Source organism: Mucilaginibacter sp. 14171R-50 (assembly GCF_010093045.1).
Lineage (GTDB): Bacteria > Bacteroidota > Bacteroidia > Sphingobacteriales > Sphingobacteriaceae > Mucilaginibacter.
On the sequence record NZ_CP048115.1, the window covers coordinates 3,059,480 to 3,076,142 of the forward strand.

The window sequence follows — 16,663 nt, forward strand, 5'->3', positions numbered from 1 at the left end:
ATCATGTTCACACACCTCAGAAATATCGAAACCGCTTTTCAGCAAAACAAACGGATCGTGGCACTCGTCATCTTAACCAGCGCCCTGATCTCCATTGCGGCGATCTACTTTTCTTTTGCAGCCTATCAAAAAGCTTCGGCGCATATTTACGTGCTCGCCAACGGAAAAGCACTGGAAGCCATCGCTGCTGACCGTAAAGACAATATCCCGGTGGAAGCCCGAGACCATATCAAGATGTTCCATCATTACTTTTTCACACTTGACCCCGATGAAAAAGTCATCGACAACAACATCCGCAAAGCCCTGTACCTGGCTGATGAAAGCGCGCGTAACCAGTATAACGGGCTGAAAGAAAAAAGCTATTATAACAACTTGATCTCGGGTAATATCAGCCAGCAAATTACTGTAGACAGCATACAACTCAATATCAATTCCGAGCCTTATTATTTCAAATGTTTCGCCACGCAGAAGCTGATCCGATCCACCAGTACGATCAATAAATTATTGGTGACGCAAGGCTATTTGCGTAACGTCAGCCGCTCGGACAATAACCCACATGGCTTTCTGATTGAAAAATGGGAAACCATCGCCAACCGTGATACCACTATCAACCCATGAAAAAGTTCAATCAATTAACGCTCAAGCAGCAAAAAATAGCCCTTGTGATTTTTTGTCTGCTGTTCTCGGTGCTGCTGATACTCAGCATCCGCTATCAGCAAATGCGGATCAACACCGGTACAATTCAACAACCCAGAATTCAAAACAGATAAATATGGATAAGCAACGAAAATTCCTGTTGGTATTACCGCTATTGGTGATCCCATTTATGACTATGGCCTTTTGGGCTTTAGGTGGCGGCAAAAACCAAAATCAGCGTGTCGCAGGTCACCGCGGTTTGGATACCGACCTGCCGGAAGCGCAGTTTAAGGACAAAGGTAAAACCGATAAAATGGCTGTTTACCTGGCGGCGCAGCATGATTCCTTACAAAACGGGGTAAGCCCGGCTTTCTTAAGGTCTATGGGCCTCGCCAAAGATTCGGTGGCCACGCCGGACGACCAGGCCGAAAAGATACAGGTCAAACTGGCGCAGCTGAACAGGCAGCTTAACCAGCCGCAGGAAACACGGCAACCAATAGCTTATAATGAACCCGATCCGCAGCAGGTTAGACAGCTGAAAAAAATGATGCGCAATATGAACGCCGGCGCAAACCAGCCTGATCCGGAAATGCAGCAGCTAAATAAGATGTTGGATAAGATACAGGCCATTCAAAATCCCGGATCGGTACAGCCTAAAACAGCGACAGCCGAACCCTCCAAACCCTTCCGTGCCATTTCAGCGATCATCGATGGCAAACAAAAGGTCATGGACGGCGCGGCTGTTAAACTCAAGCTGACCGATACCGTTACCCTAAAAAACCAGCTATTACCTAAAGGTCAGGAACTTTTCGGCGTTTGTCAGGTGACCAACCAACGATTGCTGTTAACGATCCAAAACATCCGCCTGGACAAACAGATCATTCCGGTTAACCTCACTGTGTTCAGTCTGGATGGCATGCCGGGCATACCTGCGCCTGATGTCGAATTAGGCGGAGCGGCAGGTTCCGGCGCTGATGACGCTATCCAAAGTATGCAGTTCCTATCCATGGATCAAAGCTTAGGCGCACAAGCCGCAGCCGGTGGCGTGAATGCTGCAAAGCGCCTTTTCAGCAAAAAGGTAAAGAAAATCAAGGTCAAACTACAAAACAAATACCCGGTGCTCTTAAAGATCAACAAATAATGGACGACGAACTGAACATCGACCCAAGGGAGACGGATCATTTGGACCATATCGATATGAATAAGGCCATTAACTTTTACGAACTCCGGACCCAACTGGCAGCGCTGGGCTTCAACGAAGATGCATTGCTGAATGAGTTGCGCACCATGGTTACCGGTGAAAAAACTTTGCATGATATCTATATCCAACAGGACGGCGCTGATTTCGCCTTGTCCTTTGAAATGACCAAAGATGGTTACCAATTGTATTGCATCGACGCATCGATGGATGTCGCCGGTAAGGTCAATAACCAGGTTATGCAATACTTTCAGCCTGATGTTAATGTAGCCACCGAACTTGAATTGCTCCGGCTACGCCTGTTGGTCAGAAATGATCACGACCCTTTTAGGCCATTAAACCTCGAAGAATCACAAGCCTATATTCATTTATTAAAAACAAATCATGTTATGAACGATCAAAATTTAAGTTACCTGCAAAAGCAATTGCTAAACCTGGGGTTTGGCGAGAAACTAAACGACGAGCTCGAAAAAAATATCAAGTCGGGCAAAAAGGAATTTACCTTAGCTACCGCTCAGGAGTACAATAAACAAAACGTGGATTACACCCTGCATTACAAAGCCGGCGATCAGAACGATATGTACTTCTTTAATAAGTACGACGCCTCATTGCGGGATAAAGATATGCGACAGACCTTTTACCTAAATAAAGGCAGCGGCATTACCGCGAAGGAGGCCTATAACCTCATGGAAGGCCGTGCTGTGCATAAGCAACTCGAAAACCTGGAGGGTGAAAAATACCATGCCTGGATCATTTTGGACAAGGAAAACAAAACAGAAAATGGCAATTTCAAACTACGTCCTTTTACCAATGGTTGGAACTACAAACCCGAAAGGGCGATCGACAAACTAGATATTATCGGTATCAATGAAGAAGGTGCCCGTGATAAACTGATGAAGTCACTGGAAAAAGGCAACCGCCACCAGGTTACCGCCATGAAGGATGGCAAAGAGGTTAAGCTTTTTCTCGAAGCCAACCCCGCTGAGCACCGCGTCAATTTAACTAACTGGAAGGGCGAAGCGCAGCAGTTGGAACATTATAAAAAACCGGAGTTGAAGAACGACCAGAAAAAGGCCGAAACCCAAACCCAGGAAGCGTCAAAAAAAAAATCTAAAGGAAAAAAAATGACTGTTTGATCCCTATCTTTGCCTCATCTTAAGGAAGGTATTCCTGTCTTCCATTGTGATAAGGTTTAGGTTGAAAGTCCCCGGCAGCGAGTGTTTGGGGACTTTTATTTATCTTTAAAGACCTAAATATCGAATGAACACGATACCAAACATTCAAATCCAGAATATCGGATCGTCGAAAAAGCCCCTCCAGGTGATCAAAGGTTTTATTGAGCTGCCTTGCTGGACAGGTTTTTTCTTGATCGAAGAACCGGATTATTTAATAAAGACCAAGGTGGTGACCAACGGCCGGATCGATCTTTGGGTAGACGGTGAGATCGGTTTAGATCACAGTTTCTCTACTAATCAGGAACAGGGCAATGCGTACGTCTTTTTGGTAGAACAACAGCAAGAGATTCAACGGGCGATTATCCAGGAACTAAAGGAGGAATTCCCCCGTTTGCTTGCCGATGAGTATGCTTCATGGGATCACGAAAACGGAGACTTTCCAAAATCCGCGGACTTAACGCCCGGTTTCGACTTTAAAGATTATATCGGACCGTATCCATCAGCATAGAAGAAGATGTGAAAGATGAAGTGGCCTATATCAAATGGCATTTCCGATGCCGCTGGGATCCGGAGCACGGGTTTGAAGTGATCACGCACAAAGACCGGGTGATCGATATAGGCCCGGAGGCAGACGTTTTTAAAATTAACCAGGACAACGGCACTTACCAGGAATCGGATGAGTTAAAGTATAGAGAATGGGAAGTACCGAAGAAAAAGAAGTGGCAGCAGTTTTGGTAAAATGAAAAAAACAATAATCAATCTATTGTTACTGGTAATCAGTCTGCATGCTGGCGCACAGACGATCAATTCAGCTTATGTCAAAGCGCTTTACCAGCAGTATCCGACACTTCCGTCAGACTTTTGCCCTTCCTGCAAGCTTTGGGTAAACCCTTATTACAGATCCATCGCCGATACAGCCCGGCATATGCCGCTGGTCACCTACTATGTCTACACCAGGGCCCACCGGATAGCACAGGAAACCGCAAACGTTCCACGAACAGGCATTTATGCCGCCTGGCACCCGGCCTACGGGCAGCCTGATGAAACCAAAGTTTATAAAGAGGCCAACGCACAGTCGGTGAATATGATCGCCAAAGGCCATTGCCAGGCCTGGATTTTGTTAGCCTGGTGCGCCGATGCGGCAATCCTTTCGGATACCTACACCTTTAACGCGGGCATGGAGTACCAGGGGCAAAACATTGGCACAGAGATCGCCACCGAGGAGCTATGCCGCAAGCTTACAGATAAAACCGACAGCGTGCGAATATGGTGCGGTACCTTCGGCAGTGCGAATTCCTATACTAAAGGCAAGTTAACAGTTACTGTACCTACCCACTATTATAAGATCATCAAGTACGATAACGAATTGCTGTGCTACTGGATGCCCAACCTGCCGACAGAAAAAAGGGCCCATTTAGCACAACGAAAGGTTACTCATCAACAGCTGATCGACAATTTAGGATTTGACCCGATGCAAGTTTTCCATTAAATGAATTGACTTTCCAAAACACAAAGTATTTCCGTCCGGGTCATCCACATAAAACTCCCGGATTCCCAAGGTCTGGTCGACCGGCGTCTGATGTACCGGCGAATTTTGCTTAGAAGAGGTATCCAGTCCGCCGAGTCGCTGTTATTTTCGGTTAAAGGATCATAATACAATTCGCCATAAAAGGAACCGACGCTGTACAATTGGACGATCAGCCCGCTCTCTTCCCGATCAGCTAAAAATTCGCCTTGTAAAATGAACGCGGCTTTTTCAGCCTCATCGAGCGCATCGTATTGTTCCATCGTAAGCATAATCAAATTTAAACTACCTGGCTTAGTAAAACAAAAAATCTGATCGTAATCAACGCCCTCAGCCACTTCTTTAATGCTTTGATCAGCAAGGGCATGATCAGCCCCGTCAGCAGGAGTGCGTCGACTAAATGACAGCGCATTTTCAGAAGGCCGGCCTCGAATATCGCAAACAAACCCCACCGGGCCCGCACCTACCACACATATATCGGTTTCGATCATTATTTCCGTTCCGTTCATCACGCGTTATCCCTGTATCAAAAAGCAAATGCTATCCGCCAGGGCTTCGACAGAATGCGGTTCGTTGACCGGAATATCCAAATCGTCGAATTTATTCATGGTTACTTTGCTATTTGCGCTGAAATAATTGATCTGCCCCTCAAGCACCACCAGGCGGGTGTTCACATTTGTTTTATGTTCCTTGAGCGTCATTCCTTTTTTAAAGCCAAGTACGATCACTTTCGCTGCCTCGCCTTTAACCAATATTTTAACCACCGGGCTTGCCGCCTGTGCAACTGCCTTCACTACATCTTGTATGACCATATTTTATATCTGATTAATTTTACGCTATAATAGTATCTTCACCTTCAATCCATTTAGGCTTTCATCGACCATTAGCTGGCAGGACAACCGCCTGTTGTTATCTGAATGACCGGCTTTAAAAAGAGTGGCCTGCTCATTTCTTTCATAAGCTGTCGGCTCCGTTTGCTTCTCTGTGATTTCCACCAGGCAGGTTTCGCATTTAACCATTCCCAGGCATTCACCAAATCCCTCTATACCTATCCGGTCATAGATCAGCATCATCAGGCTACGGTATTCCTTGCTATACGTACGCAATTCATGCTGTTCGCCGTCGTGATCTATAGTGACCGTAATATCCCTCACCGGTATTTTCAGGCTGGTCACGACCATACATAGTTTTTAGACCAAAACTCATCCGGGTAGCTTTCTACAAATGGTTCCCTGTGCTGTTCAGCGAGGTATTTGCCTATCGGCGCCAGAACGGATTCAGGTAAGGTATTTTCCAGATGCGGGAACAAAGTGCGCTCTTCGAAGCGAATATGCCTGGTCAACAGATCGGCGAAAGACATGAATTCCGACGCACTCTTATTTTCATAATGGTTCAGATGGCGCAGCCGCTCTTCGAGCATCAGGTGTTCCGTTTTACCTTGCCGGGACAGGGGATCATCCAGCCGGCTAAAGAGCAACGCTTCTTCTTCACGAAAGTGCGCCTTCAAATGCTCCTCCCAAAAGAAATTCATGTATTTCAATATTTTGAACAGCGGGATTTCTTTTTTCAGGCCTTCTCTGATTTTCCAGCAAAATAGCAGGCCCGCGTGATGGTCACGGGAAAGGGTGACAATATGCTCGCTTCGCCTGATCGGTTTGTTTTTTCCTGCTCCCATCTTAAAGAACTGAGTAAGTGATGATGGCATCGCCTGCCATCACGACCAATGCCTTAAAATCACGTATTACCTTAAGCATGTGCGGCTCATGGGAGGGGATAGCGATCCTGGAACCTTGTACAAGTTCGGCGGTCTCGCCCTTGCAGATCAATAAAGCGTTCCCCGACTCAACGATCACAAAAGCTTCCGACGTGGCATAATGACGCTGCATATTGGTTCCCGCGGGTAATTCGACCTGGAGGATTTTATAATGCGTATTTTTTTCAAGTTCCTGCATGATCATGATTCTTTTATAGGTTTTTTCTTCCAGAGCATTTTGCCGCTTTCGATCCCGATCAATAGTAAGACGGGTACTTTAATCACTTCCAACAGGATATACAACCAGTGCGCGTTATGATCAGTAACTGTTCCTCCTTTGATGATCTCATTCGCATGGTGGTCCAGGATAGGTAACAACCACTTCGTTTCAACGACGAGTATTAAGCTGATAGCCGTAATGAGGTAAAAACCCATTCGGGTCGTTTTTTGAACAATACAAGTAATAATAAGGATCAAAAAAAAAGTCCATTCACAAGTGTTCAACGACTTAAAAATGATTTTGCCGATCTGCAATCCTTCGGCCATACTCAGGCCGGGGGCGGTAAACTTCAGCGGTGCTTCCATAAAACTGATAGCCATATAAAAACCTAACCAGAAGATGGCCGTTATACTCCTAACCGATAGTGCGACGCGATGATACATGATGATTATTGATTGATGTTTTTTACTGCTTTCATGATCCGGGCTATACTATAGGCCCTTTTTTTGGCATTTTCCGCGATATCACCCTGAAATAATTCATCCACGGTGCCATGGAAGAGCATTAACCAGCGGTCGAAATGCGCTTTGGTTAATACCAGCGGCAAATGCCTGGTCAGTGGGTCATCACTGAACTTTTTGGTGTAAAGCAGCAAGGTGGACCAAAAGTCGGCCATACGTGCTAAATGATGATCCCAATTACCGCCGATCACCGGCTCGAAAACAGGAGCCAATAGCTCGTCCTGACGTACCTTGCCATAAAATGCATCAACTAATAGCCGTACATCAGCTTCGGTTTCCATATCATGAAGTTGTGTTTCCATATTCACACGATTACCCGGTCACTGTTACCGTTTAACTGCTGCAAACGGGTTAAAAACATACTCGCCATCAGCTCCGCGCGCTTCTTGGCATCTTCCGCTATAAAGCCTTCAAAGTGTTCATCAATCGTCGCATAAAATAGTTCCAGCCAGCGCTCGAAATGTGGCCGGCCGATATTTAACGGCGCATGTTTGGCAAAGGGATTACCGCGGAAGCCGTGTACGCCAAATAACGCCGCATTCCAAAACGCATACATTTTGTCGAGGTGGGGCCGCCAATCTTCGATATTTTCCATAAAGATGGGGCCAATCAGTTCTTCGGTCCTGACCCTGGTATAGAAGTCATCAACGAACACCTTGATATCTTCGATATTTTCAATTTCTTTTTTCATTTGGATAACGGGGTTTGGCCGGAGGTGATATGATAATATACTGCCCAGGCCGTAAAAGCAATTAATAGAATGATGATCCAGAAAGGGATACTTTGCGGCGTTTCGCTGCCTTGTAGCATAAACGTTTTCTGGTCGCCTTTGCCATAAGCATTGATCATCAAGGGAAGCACGCCGTCTACCACTTCGTCTTTCCGGATACCCTCAACGGCAATGGCAGGCCCGTTTCTGACCACGAACGGGATCGTTTTGATACCTTCTTTCCCTTTATGATCCTTACTGACCACCTTCAACGTGTGCTTTCCGTCGGTCAATTTTTTTGTATCCAGCTCGAAGGAAACCGGCGCGGGGAATATCCCTATGGGTTGGGGATCATCATCAATAAATAGCGTTACAAAACTTTTTTCTTCCATTGCTTATGGATTTATAATGATACTTTTAATATGCTCATGCGTTTTTTCAGCAGGTTTGGCCAGGCATTTCACCATGGCATAAAATGAATAGGCCGTAATCAAGACCATCAAGCTGACCACGACATAATCCCAGTTACTGCCCGGTCCCGGCCCGTGGGTAATCCCGGCCAGGAATTTAGGTTGTTGCGCCTTGCAGGCATCGCAGGCCAGCGCTTCTGAATAAAGCCCCGTAAGAACTGCCGTCACTAATAAAGTATTTACATAAAATGAACGCTTTTTCATATCTATTTGGCTACTGGTCCTGATTTGACCTGGTTAAATAATTCTTTGATTTCGGTTAGGGTTACCTTCCTGCCGTTATTGCCCCAACTGGTCCGTTCATGGTTCATAATGGCGACGATTTCTTCGGGCTTCAGGTTATTATTTGTGCCGACCGGCGGCATCACACCATAGCCTTCGCCGGCGCGTCCATTGTAACCCTTCATGATGATGTTCAGTTGTACCTTGGGGTCTTTATCCAAAACGACCGCGCTGCCCTTGAGCGCCGGAAAGGCGCCTTTCAATCCTTCGCCGTTCTCCTGGTGGCAACTCTGGCAGTTGGAGGCATAAAGTGCCGCGCCGTCTAATTCGGTATTCAGTTTACTGGTTGTGCCGGGCAATATTTGTCGGTTTTCCTTGCCATATAAGAAAACCGGTGTCGGTTTGCCATCCGGCAGCTTCAGTTGTTTGAAGGATTTCAGGTAAGCAACCAGTTCAAGCGCTTCTTTAGTGGCAATGATCTTACCGGTAACGCCCTTGCGGAATTCATCAGGCACATTGACGACGACATCATCCGGAAAGACGTAATCTTTAATTTCAAATAACCAGGAATAAGCGGGCATAATGGATTGGGCTACCACCGATCTCGGATTATACAAATGCAGCAGGTGCCAGTCTTCGCTTGGCTGACGGTTGCCGATGTTCATCAGATCTGGCCCGGTACGTTCCGACCCCATCAGGTTGGCCGTATTACGCCATATATCGGTACGAACATTACGCGCGTAATCAGCGGCGATGCTGGGGCGGATGCCCCACATTTTATCCATCTCTACATTACGTACCTGTTGGGTATGACAGGCGATACAACCTTCCCGCATAAAAATGCCCTTCCCGGCGATCTCCTCGCTGGTCAGCGGTTTACTTTCAGGAAGGGGCGCATTGTTGTTTTGGGAATCCAGCGCCGGCAGTACGGCCGCAAACATTGTTAATACAATAAAAAGGATTATTGCGGCACCAAAGAGTCTTTTATGATTATTATAAATATCCATTGCTTATTCGGTAACAGGTAATTTTTCCAATTCGTCAAAAACGGTTTTTTGCAGATCGATCTCTGCCTTACCGGCGATCATGTAATAAAGATTATAGGCAAAAATGAGATGAGACGCCCACATCAGGGAGCCGCCAATGGCACGCCATAACCAATAAGGCGCCATCAGCACAACCGAATCGATAAAGGGTTTGCCTTCCAGCCATGCCATACCCTTCAGTGTACCGCCAACCATCAGCGGAATCGTATAAAACAGCAGACCGATCAGCGCCATCCAGAAATGCGCGCCTACCCAGGCCTGCCGGGGCTCTTTCCCTGTCAGGCGGGGAACGAGGGTATAAATCGCCGCCCAAAGCATAAAAGCGATGATGCCGTACATGGTCAGATGGGAATGCGCCACTGTGAAATCAGTGAAATGCCAGTATAGGTTTGCGGAGCGGAACGCTTCGGCGGTACCCTGGAACGAACCGGTAAAATAAAAGATGATACCCACCAGGTAAAACGGCAGTGTGTAGCTGGAACCGATCTTATGAAAATTGCCGCGAAAGGTCATCAGGAAATTCGTGGTACCGGCGAATACCGGGATCAGCATACCCATACTACCGATGATGGCCACGGTTTGCAGCCACCACGGGATGGCGCTGAAAATAAAATGGTGGGTCCCGATCAGGGTATAAAACAGGATCTGGGTCCAAAAGGCCAGGATGCCCAGGCTATAAGAATAAATAGGGGTATTGAGTTGCTGCGGCAAAAAATAGTAGATCAGCCCCAGGTTAAACAGCATGAACCACATGCCTACGCCCTGGTGCATATAATAACCTTGAGCGATACTTTCACCAAGTCCGTTTTGCCAGAAGGGCAGGTAGCCTACCAGCGCTATGACAATGGTGAACATGACTGCTGAAACAATATACCAGTTGGAGATATAGATCTCTTTCGTTTTGCGCCGCGCGATAGTCTGTAAATAGTTGATCAAAGTAATAACCAGCCCAATGGCAAACAGCAGCATAATAGGCCAGATATATTCCCGGTACTCGCCGCCGCCATTATTAACGCCCGCCATAAGAGATATACTGCCGGCAATAACAGCGGCATTAATCAGGAACAGGCTATACCAGCCGCGCTTCAGACTGGCGACAACCGTATTGCTGACCGTAGAAACGACATAATACCCCAGTCCGACCATGGCCAGTGAGGACCAGCCCCAAAATACCATATTGGTATGTACCGGCCTTAGCCGCCCAAAGCTAAGCCAGCTGACATGATCGGCATCCGGGGCTACGAATTTAATGCCCAGGTATTCGCCAACCGACGTTCCCAACACCAGCCAAAACGCCGCTGTTCCCAAATACCATAAAATGAGTTTGGACAGTGCGGGATCGATATCCGGACGTTTAACGGCTTTCTTTTTCGGCGCGATGAAACGGGGGGAATCCACTTCCGCAATATGATGAAGCAAGCCTTTTTTGTCTGCGGGCAACTGTTCTCCCGCTAATTCTGTATTACTCAACCGAAAATCAAGTGCTTTTTTCCGTTCAATCAGTTCTTCCCTCAGTTCATCGTTGGTCAACTCGCTGATCGACTTCGCCAGTTTTCGCGCATCCTTCCTGATCTGAGAACCGCGGATGTTTTTTGCCAGGTGGCTGACTTTTAGCGAAACAATATAAACCGCGATCAATAGCGGGATCAGGATCAGAGTAATAGTAATCAGCACGCCGGGATTTGTCCAAACGCTGCCCGAAGCTTCCGTGGATTGCGCGAACAGGTTCAGGCCCTGGAAAAGGAAGAGCAAGAGAAGAATCGGTTTTTTTAGATTGTTTCCGCTTGCCGCCTGGCCGGGCTCGTTTTTCCGGTCTGGTTCTTCTTCTATGTTCTTCCGTTTGATGATGAGATCAAGCTGATATTTTTCCAGATCTTTTAAATGTTTCTTTAGCCAGGAATGGCCATCATCTTCGGAACGGTTGGATAGCTTTTCCAAACGGCTGCTGCTTCCGAAAAGCCATAATGCCAAGCCGATAAAAATGGCCAGGAATACTAAAATTAAGATTAAGGTTATTGCCGGTGAAGCAGTGTCCGGGGAATCAGGCATTGAACCGGGTGAACCACTTTGGGCATGCACTGCTTTTGACAACAGGATTAGTGTTAAATAAAGGGTAAATTTTTTCATTTATAATATATTAATACCTTTTTATCTTTTATTATCTCAAATTTTTTATTTTTTTAGTGCCGTTAGCCCCGATATCAGGTCGGTGTTGAATTCGCCGATCGTCGTACTGTTGAGCATGTGATGTAACTGGTTACGAATCGCTTTGAATTCATGATGCAACGGACAGGGATTGATCTCCGAGCACTGTTTTAAACCCAGAGCACAGCCGACAAAAATGCCGTTACCATCTACTGCTTCAACCACATCGCTGATCGGCCGGTTAAGGATGGTTGCATCCGTATAAAAGCCGCCATTCGGCCCTTTGGCGGATTGAATTACACCGCGTCGGCTTAAGTCCTGCAGCACCTTGGCAAGGAAATGCTCAGGTGAATCGATGCCTGTGGCTATTTCTTTAATACCCACCCGGCCGCCATCAGCAGTTTTATGCGCGATGAAAAATACAGCCCTCATCGCATACTCGCATGTTTTCGAAAATATGCTCATTGCGCAACAAAGGTAATGGTAAAATTTAATATTAAAAGACTTTTTTATCTTTTTATTCAACAAAAATAAGAAACGCTACCCCTGGAAGGGAATTGTTCCTCTTTGTGAATTTGGTGGGATGTTATTGTGATTGTAAGATCTGCGACATTACCGCATCGACGATAACGTCACAGCGTACGAGGTTAAAATCATAAATCTGCTCCGGCATCCATTTTTTACTGAGTTCGGCTTTTAACATTTCCTTGGCGCGTGCCAATCTTATTTTAACATTGGACTCACCCAGCGACAGTACTTCCATTGTTTCGCTTGTGCTCATGCCCTGCACTTCCCGCATGACAAATACCAGGCGGTATTTTTCCGGCAGGCTGGCTACTGCCTGTTCCAGGATGGCTTTTAATTCCTTATTCATCAAGCCGCTTAAAGGGGTGTTATGATGCTCCTCAACAAACGTGGTTTCCATCAGTAATTTTTCTTTTTTTGTTTTTCGTTTTTTCTGTAGTAAACTTTCATTGATCAGTATCCGGGTCAGCCAGGTACCAAAGCTCGATTGCCCGCGGTAATTTTCCAATTGCCGGTAGGCATTAAGGTAGCTGATTTGCATGATATCTTCCGCTTCCGCATCATCGTTTATGATTGACATGCTTATGCGGTACATTCTTGAATTGTACCTTCGCATCAACACTTCATAAAGGCGTGGTTCCCCATTCACTATCCTGGAAACCAATTCCTCATCATTTAAATCGCTTATTAAAGGGCCGTCCATAATTTATCTATTATGACTATTAGAGTATTTAAAAGGGGAAGGGGTTACAATATTATCAGGTTAATTGGGCTGCGGCGATGTATGTAACTTTTTGTAACCCTTTTTTAAACAGGCGACTCTAATAGGTATATAATCGAAATTTATGCAAGTAAACACAAAAAATCTTAACAGCACACGGACCTTATTAAAGTTCACTTATGGACTGGTACCGATTGTCGCAGGCGCTGACAAATTTACGAACCTGTTAACCAATTGGGAACAATATCTAAGTCCCTCTTTAAAAAAAATCCTTCCTTTTGATGTCCATGTCTTTATGGTAATCGTGGGTATCATAGAGATTGTTGCAGGCCTGATAGTTTTGGCGAAGCCCCGGATTGGTGCCGCTATCGTCAGCCTCTGGTTGCTGCTGATCGCCCTAAACTTACTGGCCTCGGGAAGTTATCTTGATGTTGCCGTACGCGATATCGTCATGGCGATCGGTGCTTACACATTAGCAAGGCTGTCATCTGTTAACCAATTAAAATCAATCTAATGGAAAAGCATATTGTAAAAGTACTGGCGACAGCGTTTGTAACCCATAATGTAAAAAGATTTGTGGTTGAAAAACCAGCCGGCTATACCTATGCGCCGGGGCAGGCTACAGATGTTGCGCTCAACAGTCCGGATCTCATTAACGAACTGAGGCCCTTCACATTTACTTCCCCGCAGGATGCGGATCACCTTGAATTCATTATTAAGATCTACAAGGGCCATAATGGCGTGACGGAGCAATTAGCAAAGGTGGAAGCGGGCGATGAACTTGTCATTCACGACGTGTTCGGCGCTATAGCTTATAAGGGACCTGGTGTTTTTATCGCCGGCGGAGCCGGTATTACGCCCTTCATTGCGATATTCCGGCAGCTGAAAGCGTCAGGCCAATTGGCAGGCAATACTTTACTGTTAGCCAATCACACCATTGCCGATATTATCCTGCAGGACGAATTGAAGTCACTTTTGGGGGAACATTATATTGACATTATACGGACCCCTCCCTTCGGCAATGCAAAGAGGCTGATCGATAAGGAACTGTTGGATGCATGCATTCTTGAGGATACCACACATTATTACATCTGCGGCCCTGAAACGTTTACCTCGGATATGATCGGCATGTTGCACGATTTGAACGTTGGAGATGAGCAGATCGTTATCGAGCAATAATATGTCCGTCACTATTTGCAGGGCATTTCATTTCAATGCCGCTCACCGTTTGCATCATCCGCATTGGACCCCGGAGAAGAACCAGGAGATATTTGGAAAATGCAGTAACCCGAATTACCATGGCCATAATTATGAACTGATCGTCAAGATCACGGGTGAGATCGATCCTGATACCGGTTTCGTCATGGATATTAAATTGTTAAAATCATTGGTCGAAGAAAAAGTAACCGGGCGCTTCGACCATAAAAATTTAAATCTCGACCTGCCCGAGTTTGCAGCTTTAAATCCTACGGCAGAAAATATCGCTGTGGTTATTTATGATCTGCTGAAACCCCATATTTTACAAAAACTAATGATAATATTATATGAAACAGAACGAAACTTCGTCGAGTATAGCGGAACATCACCTGGCCGATGAATTGGGTGAAGAACATATCGCTACTTCCTGGGATACCCCCTTACGTGCCGACGCATTTGATATGGAGGACGAAGAAAAAACAGTGTTAATCGCTTACCATTTTAAAGAGATCATGCAGATCCTAGGTCTGGACCTCAATGATGACAGCCTGAAGGGAACACCGTTACGTGTCGGGAAAATGTTCGTAAAGGAACTTTTCAGCGGTTTGGACCCCCGGAATAAACCTGACATCGCCTTATTCGACAATAAATACGGATATCAACAAATGTTGGTGGAAAAGAATATCATTCTTTATTCCAATTGTGAGCATCATTTTGTTCCGATCATCGGTAAGGCACATATCGCCTACGTTTCCAGTGGAAAAGTGATCGGCCTGTCAAAACTCAACCGGATCGTCCGCTATTATGCCCAGCGCCCACAAGTACAGGAACGTTTGACCCGACAGATCACCGAAGAATTAAAAGCTGTGCTGGGCACTGATGATGTCGCTGTTGTAATCGATGCGGTTCATCTTTGTGTCTCTTCCAGGGGCATAAAAGACATCAGCAGCAGCACGGTCAGCGCAGAATATTCCGGGATCTTTCAGAACCAGGCTACAAGGGATGAATTTTTGAGATACCTGGATAAATGAGGGATTTCAGTAAATTTTGTCCGGGATAAAAATACAGACATTGGAAAGTGTACCGTCAACAGGTGTACCGCAGGCCAATACGGGGCGTTTCGCCATAGAAAACGAATCTGCAACCTGTACCATACAGGTCCCGCAACTACCCATTCCGCAGCACAAGCCAAAACCCGGGATGGCGAGTTGGTCAGCTATCAATGTCATTAAGCTATAGTGAGCCGCCGCATTTATTTAGATGCGGCGCTCTTCTCCCCCGGTGAATCAGCGTTAATTCCATATACTTTCCTTTATCATGACCGGTAACGGTTAAAACTTCATGGTGACATTTTCGTGATCTGATAGAAGGTTGTACTAAAGGCCGACAAACTGTGATAACCCACGGAATAAGCGATATGAGATAAGGAGTGATCAGTTCCAAGGATCTTTCAAAGGCTTTAACCATCCTGAGTAACGTTAGATATTGCAGGAATGAAACCCCGAGTGTGGCTTTAAATAGCCTGGACAGCGACCGGTTACTGAAACCAAATCTTTTACTGATATTTTCCAGATTATGGGGTTCTGACAAGTGCTCTGCCATAAAGGATAGCACCGGAAGCATACGCTCATTATCCGTCGTTGGCAACGCCATCGGCATAATGTGAGTGCTGATCTCGGGCAAAATGTTCTTGACGGTCACCAAAAATTGATAACGCTGATCCGCTGTTCGAATCTGACCTTCCCACTTATCAGAATGTTTGATCATCTGAAGCAAGAGTTCATTAATGGGATAAATACCGACATTCAAAAAAAACGGATGCTTCTCGTCATCAAACGTATAGAAGAATAGAGACCTCAATACAGGGGCCGAGTTGCTCACCGTTAAGACATGTGCGATGCCGGCCGGGATCCAGAAGTAATGCCGAGTATGGACAACGAGGGTCTTGTGCTGAATGCGTACACCGGCCGGTCCGGTTGATCCTGATCAGCGGTTTCCTGCTGCTATTGATCTATCATACCGGGATGTTTTTCCTCCTCGATATACAAGCTAATGAGTCGGAGTATACGTTACCGCTGGTCATTCAGGGCCTGGGGGCAGGTATGTTAATGACACCAACTATTGTGTTTGCCATCGCGGCGGTACCTCATAGGTTAGGTACTACCGCCGCCGGCGTATGCTTATTTGTCCGCTGCTTAGGCTTTATGGTAAGTATCGCGCTAATCAATTTTTTTGAGCTTTTTTCAAAAAGTAAACATTACAATATCTTCCAGGAGCAGGTCAGCCGAACCAATCTGGTAGCCACTCAAACTGTCGTGAAGCAAACTCATATTTTTACTGCAAAGGGTATAAAAAATGCGCAAGCGGGCAAACTGGCCCATCAGCTGATCATTCATTCGGCGAATACCCAGGGGCAGGTGAGATTCATTATGGACTACTATCAATCCATAGTCTTATGCTATTCCTTACGATCACGCTCATTGCGCTTTTACCTTATATCAACAAAACGGTTCTTTACCTGCGGTCCGATCAGCCGGCTCCATTTTAAACAAAAGGCAGCCGGTTGACCGGCTGCCTTTTATCGTTAAAAAAGTGTACAG

General features: G+C 45.9%; 28 protein-coding genes and 1 pseudogene. 12 read left to right on the forward strand and 17 right to left on the reverse strand.

What is annotated here, in order from left to right; all coding sequences use genetic code 11:
• The first annotated feature begins 3 nt into the window (after window positions 1-3).
• The 7 genes from traK (at window position 4) to GWR56_RS13955 (ending at window position 4,498) form a co-directional block, all read left to right on the forward strand.
• Window positions 4-618: a conjugative transposon protein TraK gene (gene traK, locus GWR56_RS13925; protein ID WP_162431839.1), complete on the forward strand. Its 615-nt coding sequence runs from the start codon at window positions 4-6 to the stop codon at window positions 616-618.
• Window positions 615-770: a hypothetical protein gene (locus GWR56_RS13930; RefSeq protein ID WP_162431840.1), complete on the forward strand. Its 156-nt coding sequence runs from the start codon at window positions 615-617 to the stop codon at window positions 768-770. Before traK ends, GWR56_RS13930 begins: the two co-directional genes overlap by 4 nt.
• 2 nt (window positions 771-772) lie before the next feature.
• Window positions 773-1,777 (forward strand): conjugative transposon protein TraM, encoded by a 1,005-nt coding sequence (gene traM, locus GWR56_RS13935; protein WP_162431841.1) that lies wholly within the window; start codon window positions 773-775, stop codon window positions 1,775-1,777.
• Complete coding sequence (locus GWR56_RS13940) at window positions 1,777-2,970, forward strand: hypothetical protein (protein ID WP_162431842.1); 1,194 nt, start codon at window positions 1,777-1,779, stop codon at window positions 2,968-2,970. Before traM ends, GWR56_RS13940 begins: the two co-directional genes overlap by 1 nt.
• Before the next feature lie 124 nt (window positions 2,971-3,094).
• A complete protein-coding gene (locus tag GWR56_RS13945; protein ID WP_162431843.1) occupies window positions 3,095-3,517 on the forward strand; it encodes a hypothetical protein in 423 nt (140 codons plus the stop codon).
• Window positions 3,518-3,525: 8 nt separating this feature from the next.
• Entirely contained in the window at window positions 3,526-3,747 is a 222-nt protein-coding gene (locus tag GWR56_RS13950; protein WP_162431844.1) for a hypothetical protein, read from the forward strand.
• Between the two features lies 1 nt (window position 3,748).
• Window positions 3,749-4,498, forward strand: coding sequence for a DNA/RNA non-specific endonuclease (locus GWR56_RS13955; protein ID WP_162431845.1), 750 nt, complete (start codon window positions 3,749-3,751; stop codon window positions 4,496-4,498).
• Here the strand turns inward: GWR56_RS13955 and GWR56_RS20810 are convergent.
• The 15 genes and pseudogenes from GWR56_RS20810 to GWR56_RS14030 form a co-directional block, all read right to left on the reverse strand.
• Window positions 4,495-4,797: a hypothetical protein gene (locus tag GWR56_RS20810; protein ID WP_162431846.1), complete on the reverse strand. Its 303-nt coding sequence runs from the start codon at window positions 4,795-4,797 to the stop codon at window positions 4,495-4,497. The two genes, GWR56_RS13955 and GWR56_RS20810, sit on opposite strands and share 4 nt — an antisense overlap.
• 110 nt (window positions 4,798-4,907) lie before the next feature.
• Window positions 4,908-5,025, reverse strand: a pseudogene (locus GWR56_RS20815) (ferredoxin--NADP(+) reductase); the annotation flags it as partial.
• A gap of 24 nt (window positions 5,026-5,049) precedes the next feature.
• Window positions 5,050-5,346 carry a hypothetical protein gene (locus GWR56_RS13970; RefSeq protein ID WP_162431847.1) on the reverse strand — a complete coding sequence of 99 codons (297 nt, stop codon included), beginning with the start codon at window positions 5,344-5,346 and terminating at the stop codon, window positions 5,050-5,052.
• A gap of 24 nt (window positions 5,347-5,370) precedes the next feature.
• On the reverse strand, window positions 5,371-5,715 hold the full coding sequence (locus GWR56_RS13975) for a 2Fe-2S iron-sulfur cluster-binding protein (RefSeq protein ID WP_162431848.1): 345 nt from the start codon (window positions 5,713-5,715) through the stop codon (window positions 5,371-5,373).
• Entirely contained in the window at window positions 5,706-6,209 is a 504-nt protein-coding gene (locus GWR56_RS13980; protein ID WP_162431849.1) for a hemerythrin domain-containing protein, read from the reverse strand. Before GWR56_RS13980 ends, GWR56_RS13975 begins: the two co-directional genes overlap by 10 nt.
• A 1-nt stretch (window position 6,210) precedes the next feature.
• Window positions 6,211-6,492, reverse strand: coding sequence for a cupin domain-containing protein (locus GWR56_RS13985; protein WP_162431850.1), 282 nt, complete (start codon window positions 6,490-6,492; stop codon window positions 6,211-6,213).
• Window positions 6,489-6,950 carry a hypothetical protein gene (locus tag GWR56_RS13990; RefSeq protein WP_162431851.1) on the reverse strand — a complete coding sequence of 154 codons (462 nt, stop codon included), beginning with the start codon at window positions 6,948-6,950 and terminating at the stop codon, window positions 6,489-6,491. The genes GWR56_RS13985 and GWR56_RS13990 overlap by 4 nt, the downstream gene beginning before the upstream one ends.
• Window positions 6,951-6,955: 5 nt before the next feature.
• Window positions 6,956-7,330 (reverse strand): group III truncated hemoglobin, encoded by a 375-nt coding sequence (locus GWR56_RS13995; RefSeq protein ID WP_162431852.1) that lies wholly within the window; start codon window positions 7,328-7,330, stop codon window positions 6,956-6,958.
• Window positions 7,331-7,332: 2 nt separating this feature from the next.
• Window positions 7,333-7,719: a group III truncated hemoglobin gene (locus tag GWR56_RS14000; RefSeq protein WP_162431853.1), complete on the reverse strand. Its 387-nt coding sequence runs from the start codon at window positions 7,717-7,719 to the stop codon at window positions 7,333-7,335.
• A complete protein-coding gene (locus GWR56_RS14005; protein WP_162431854.1) occupies window positions 7,716-8,129 on the reverse strand; it encodes a cytochrome C in 414 nt (137 codons plus the stop codon). The genes GWR56_RS14000 and GWR56_RS14005 overlap by 4 nt, the downstream gene beginning before the upstream one ends.
• A gap of 3 nt (window positions 8,130-8,132) precedes the next feature.
• Window positions 8,133-8,411, reverse strand: a complete 279-nt coding sequence (locus GWR56_RS14010) for a hypothetical protein (RefSeq protein ID WP_162431855.1) — start codon at window positions 8,409-8,411, stop codon at window positions 8,133-8,135.
• 2 nt (window positions 8,412-8,413) lie between these two features.
• Window positions 8,414-9,370: a cytochrome c gene (locus GWR56_RS14015; protein WP_238395237.1), complete on the reverse strand. Its 957-nt coding sequence runs from the start codon at window positions 9,368-9,370 to the stop codon at window positions 8,414-8,416.
• Window positions 9,371-9,439: 69 nt separating this feature from the next.
• Complete coding sequence (locus tag GWR56_RS14020) at window positions 9,440-11,602, reverse strand: cbb3-type cytochrome c oxidase subunit I (RefSeq protein WP_162431857.1); 2,163 nt, start codon at window positions 11,600-11,602, stop codon at window positions 9,440-9,442.
• Window positions 11,603-11,647: 45 nt separating this feature from the next.
• The gene (locus GWR56_RS14025) at window positions 11,648-12,085 is read right to left on the reverse strand and encodes an Rrf2 family transcriptional regulator (protein WP_162431858.1); all 438 of its coding nucleotides are present in this window, start codon (window positions 12,083-12,085) and stop codon (window positions 11,648-11,650) included.
• A 121-nt stretch (window positions 12,086-12,206) separates the two neighbouring features.
• On the reverse strand, window positions 12,207-12,848 hold the full coding sequence (locus tag GWR56_RS14030; protein WP_162431859.1) for an RNA polymerase sigma factor: 642 nt from the start codon (window positions 12,846-12,848) through the stop codon (window positions 12,207-12,209).
• A 142-nt stretch (window positions 12,849-12,990) separates the two neighbouring features.
• Here GWR56_RS14030 and GWR56_RS14035 point away from each other — a divergent pair, with 142 nt between their 5' ends.
• From GWR56_RS14035 to folE, 4 genes are read left to right on the forward strand one after another with little or no spacing between them, the layout of a single operon-like run.
• Window positions 12,991-13,380 (forward strand): hypothetical protein, encoded by a 390-nt coding sequence (locus GWR56_RS14035; protein ID WP_162431860.1) that lies wholly within the window; start codon window positions 12,991-12,993, stop codon window positions 13,378-13,380.
• A complete protein-coding gene (locus tag GWR56_RS14040; RefSeq protein ID WP_162431861.1) occupies window positions 13,380-14,045 on the forward strand; it encodes an FAD-binding oxidoreductase in 666 nt (221 codons plus the stop codon). Before GWR56_RS14035 ends, GWR56_RS14040 begins: the two co-directional genes overlap by 1 nt.
• Window positions 14,020-14,463 carry a 6-carboxytetrahydropterin synthase gene (locus GWR56_RS14045; protein WP_238395238.1) on the forward strand — a complete coding sequence of 148 codons (444 nt, stop codon included), beginning with the start codon at window positions 14,020-14,022 and terminating at the stop codon, window positions 14,461-14,463. The genes GWR56_RS14040 and GWR56_RS14045 overlap by 26 nt, the downstream gene beginning before the upstream one ends.
• Entirely contained in the window at window positions 14,411-15,094 is a 684-nt protein-coding gene (folE, locus tag GWR56_RS14050; protein ID WP_162431862.1) for a GTP cyclohydrolase I FolE, read from the forward strand. The genes GWR56_RS14045 and folE overlap by 53 nt, the downstream gene beginning before the upstream one ends.
• Before the next feature lie 6 nt (window positions 15,095-15,100).
• On the opposite strand, the gene GWR56_RS14055 is transcribed toward folE, so the two are convergent.
• Both GWR56_RS14055 and GWR56_RS14060 read right to left on the reverse strand, forming a co-directional pair.
• Complete coding sequence (locus GWR56_RS14055; protein WP_162431863.1) at window positions 15,101-15,292, reverse strand: 2Fe-2S iron-sulfur cluster-binding protein; 192 nt, start codon at window positions 15,290-15,292, stop codon at window positions 15,101-15,103.
• A 4-nt stretch (window positions 15,293-15,296) separates the two neighbouring features.
• Window positions 15,297-15,944, reverse strand: coding sequence for an AraC family transcriptional regulator (locus tag GWR56_RS14060; protein ID WP_162431864.1), 648 nt, complete (start codon window positions 15,942-15,944; stop codon window positions 15,297-15,299).
• Between the two features lie 143 nt (window positions 15,945-16,087).
• Between GWR56_RS14060 and GWR56_RS14065 the strand changes: the two genes are divergently transcribed.
• Window positions 16,088-16,630, forward strand: a complete 543-nt coding sequence (locus GWR56_RS14065) for an MFS transporter (protein WP_162431865.1) — start codon at window positions 16,088-16,090, stop codon at window positions 16,628-16,630.
• Window positions 16,631-16,663 lie beyond the last annotated feature (33 nt).

What these genes read in the sequence shown, in the direction of transcription:
- traK (WP_162431839.1), top strand. Translation starts at nt 4, where the DNA reads ATGTTCACACACCTCAGAAATATCGAAACCGCTTTTCAGCAAAACAAA.
- GWR56_RS13930 (WP_162431840.1), top strand. Translation starts at nt 615, where the DNA reads ATGAAAAAGTTCAATCAATTAACGCTCAAGCAGCAAAAAATAGCCCTT.
- traM (WP_162431841.1), top strand. Translation starts at nt 773, where the DNA reads ATGGATAAGCAACGAAAATTCCTGTTGGTATTACCGCTATTGGTGATC.
- GWR56_RS13940 (WP_162431842.1), top strand. Translation starts at nt 1,777, where the DNA reads ATGGACGACGAACTGAACATCGACCCAAGGGAGACGGATCATTTGGAC.
- GWR56_RS13945 (WP_162431843.1), top strand. Translation starts at nt 3,095, where the DNA reads ATGAACACGATACCAAACATTCAAATCCAGAATATCGGATCGTCGAAA.
- GWR56_RS13955 (WP_162431845.1), top strand. Translation starts at nt 3,749, where the DNA reads ATGAAAAAAACAATAATCAATCTATTGTTACTGGTAATCAGTCTGCAT.
- GWR56_RS20810 (WP_162431846.1), bottom strand. Translation starts at nt 4,797, where the DNA reads ATGGAACAATACGATGCGCTCGATGAGGCTGAAAAAGCCGCGTTCATT.
- GWR56_RS13970 (WP_162431847.1), bottom strand. Translation starts at nt 5,346, where the DNA reads ATGGTCATACAAGATGTAGTGAAGGCAGTTGCACAGGCGGCAAGCCCG.
- GWR56_RS13975 (WP_162431848.1), bottom strand. Translation starts at nt 5,715, where the DNA reads ATGGTCGTGACCAGCCTGAAAATACCGGTGAGGGATATTACGGTCACT.
- GWR56_RS13980 (WP_162431849.1), bottom strand. Translation starts at nt 6,209, where the DNA reads ATGGGAGCAGGAAAAAACAAACCGATCAGGCGAAGCGAGCATATTGTC.
- GWR56_RS13985 (WP_162431850.1), bottom strand. Translation starts at nt 6,492, where the DNA reads ATGATCATGCAGGAACTTGAAAAAAATACGCATTATAAAATCCTCCAG.
- GWR56_RS13990 (WP_162431851.1), bottom strand. Translation starts at nt 6,950, where the DNA reads ATGTATCATCGCGTCGCACTATCGGTTAGGAGTATAACGGCCATCTTC.
- GWR56_RS13995 (WP_162431852.1), bottom strand. Translation starts at nt 7,330, where the DNA reads ATGGAAACACAACTTCATGATATGGAAACCGAAGCTGATGTACGGCTA.
- GWR56_RS14000 (WP_162431853.1), bottom strand. Translation starts at nt 7,719, where the DNA reads ATGAAAAAAGAAATTGAAAATATCGAAGATATCAAGGTGTTCGTTGAT.
- GWR56_RS14005 (WP_162431854.1), bottom strand. Translation starts at nt 8,129, where the DNA reads ATGGAAGAAAAAAGTTTTGTAACGCTATTTATTGATGATGATCCCCAA.
- GWR56_RS14010 (WP_162431855.1), bottom strand. Translation starts at nt 8,411, where the DNA reads ATGAAAAAGCGTTCATTTTATGTAAATACTTTATTAGTGACGGCAGTT.
- GWR56_RS14015 (WP_238395237.1), bottom strand. Translation starts at nt 9,370, where the DNA reads ATGTTTGCGGCCGTACTGCCGGCGCTGGATTCCCAAAACAACAATGCG.
- GWR56_RS14020 (WP_162431857.1), bottom strand. Translation starts at nt 11,602, where the DNA reads ATGAAAAAATTTACCCTTTATTTAACACTAATCCTGTTGTCAAAAGCA.
- GWR56_RS14025 (WP_162431858.1), bottom strand. Translation starts at nt 12,085, where the DNA reads ATGAGCATATTTTCGAAAACATGCGAGTATGCGATGAGGGCTGTATTT.
- GWR56_RS14030 (WP_162431859.1), bottom strand. Translation starts at nt 12,848, where the DNA reads ATGGACGGCCCTTTAATAAGCGATTTAAATGATGAGGAATTGGTTTCC.
- GWR56_RS14035 (WP_162431860.1), top strand. Translation starts at nt 12,991, where the DNA reads ATGCAAGTAAACACAAAAAATCTTAACAGCACACGGACCTTATTAAAG.
- GWR56_RS14040 (WP_162431861.1), top strand. Translation starts at nt 13,380, where the DNA reads ATGGAAAAGCATATTGTAAAAGTACTGGCGACAGCGTTTGTAACCCAT.
- GWR56_RS14045 (WP_238395238.1), top strand. Translation starts at nt 14,020, where the DNA reads ATGAGCAGATCGTTATCGAGCAATAATATGTCCGTCACTATTTGCAGG.
- folE (WP_162431862.1), top strand. Translation starts at nt 14,411, where the DNA reads ATGAAACAGAACGAAACTTCGTCGAGTATAGCGGAACATCACCTGGCC.
- GWR56_RS14055 (WP_162431863.1), bottom strand. Translation starts at nt 15,292, where the DNA reads ATGACATTGATAGCTGACCAACTCGCCATCCCGGGTTTTGGCTTGTGC.
- GWR56_RS14065 (WP_162431865.1), top strand. Translation starts at nt 16,088, where the DNA reads ATGTTTTTCCTCCTCGATATACAAGCTAATGAGTCGGAGTATACGTTA.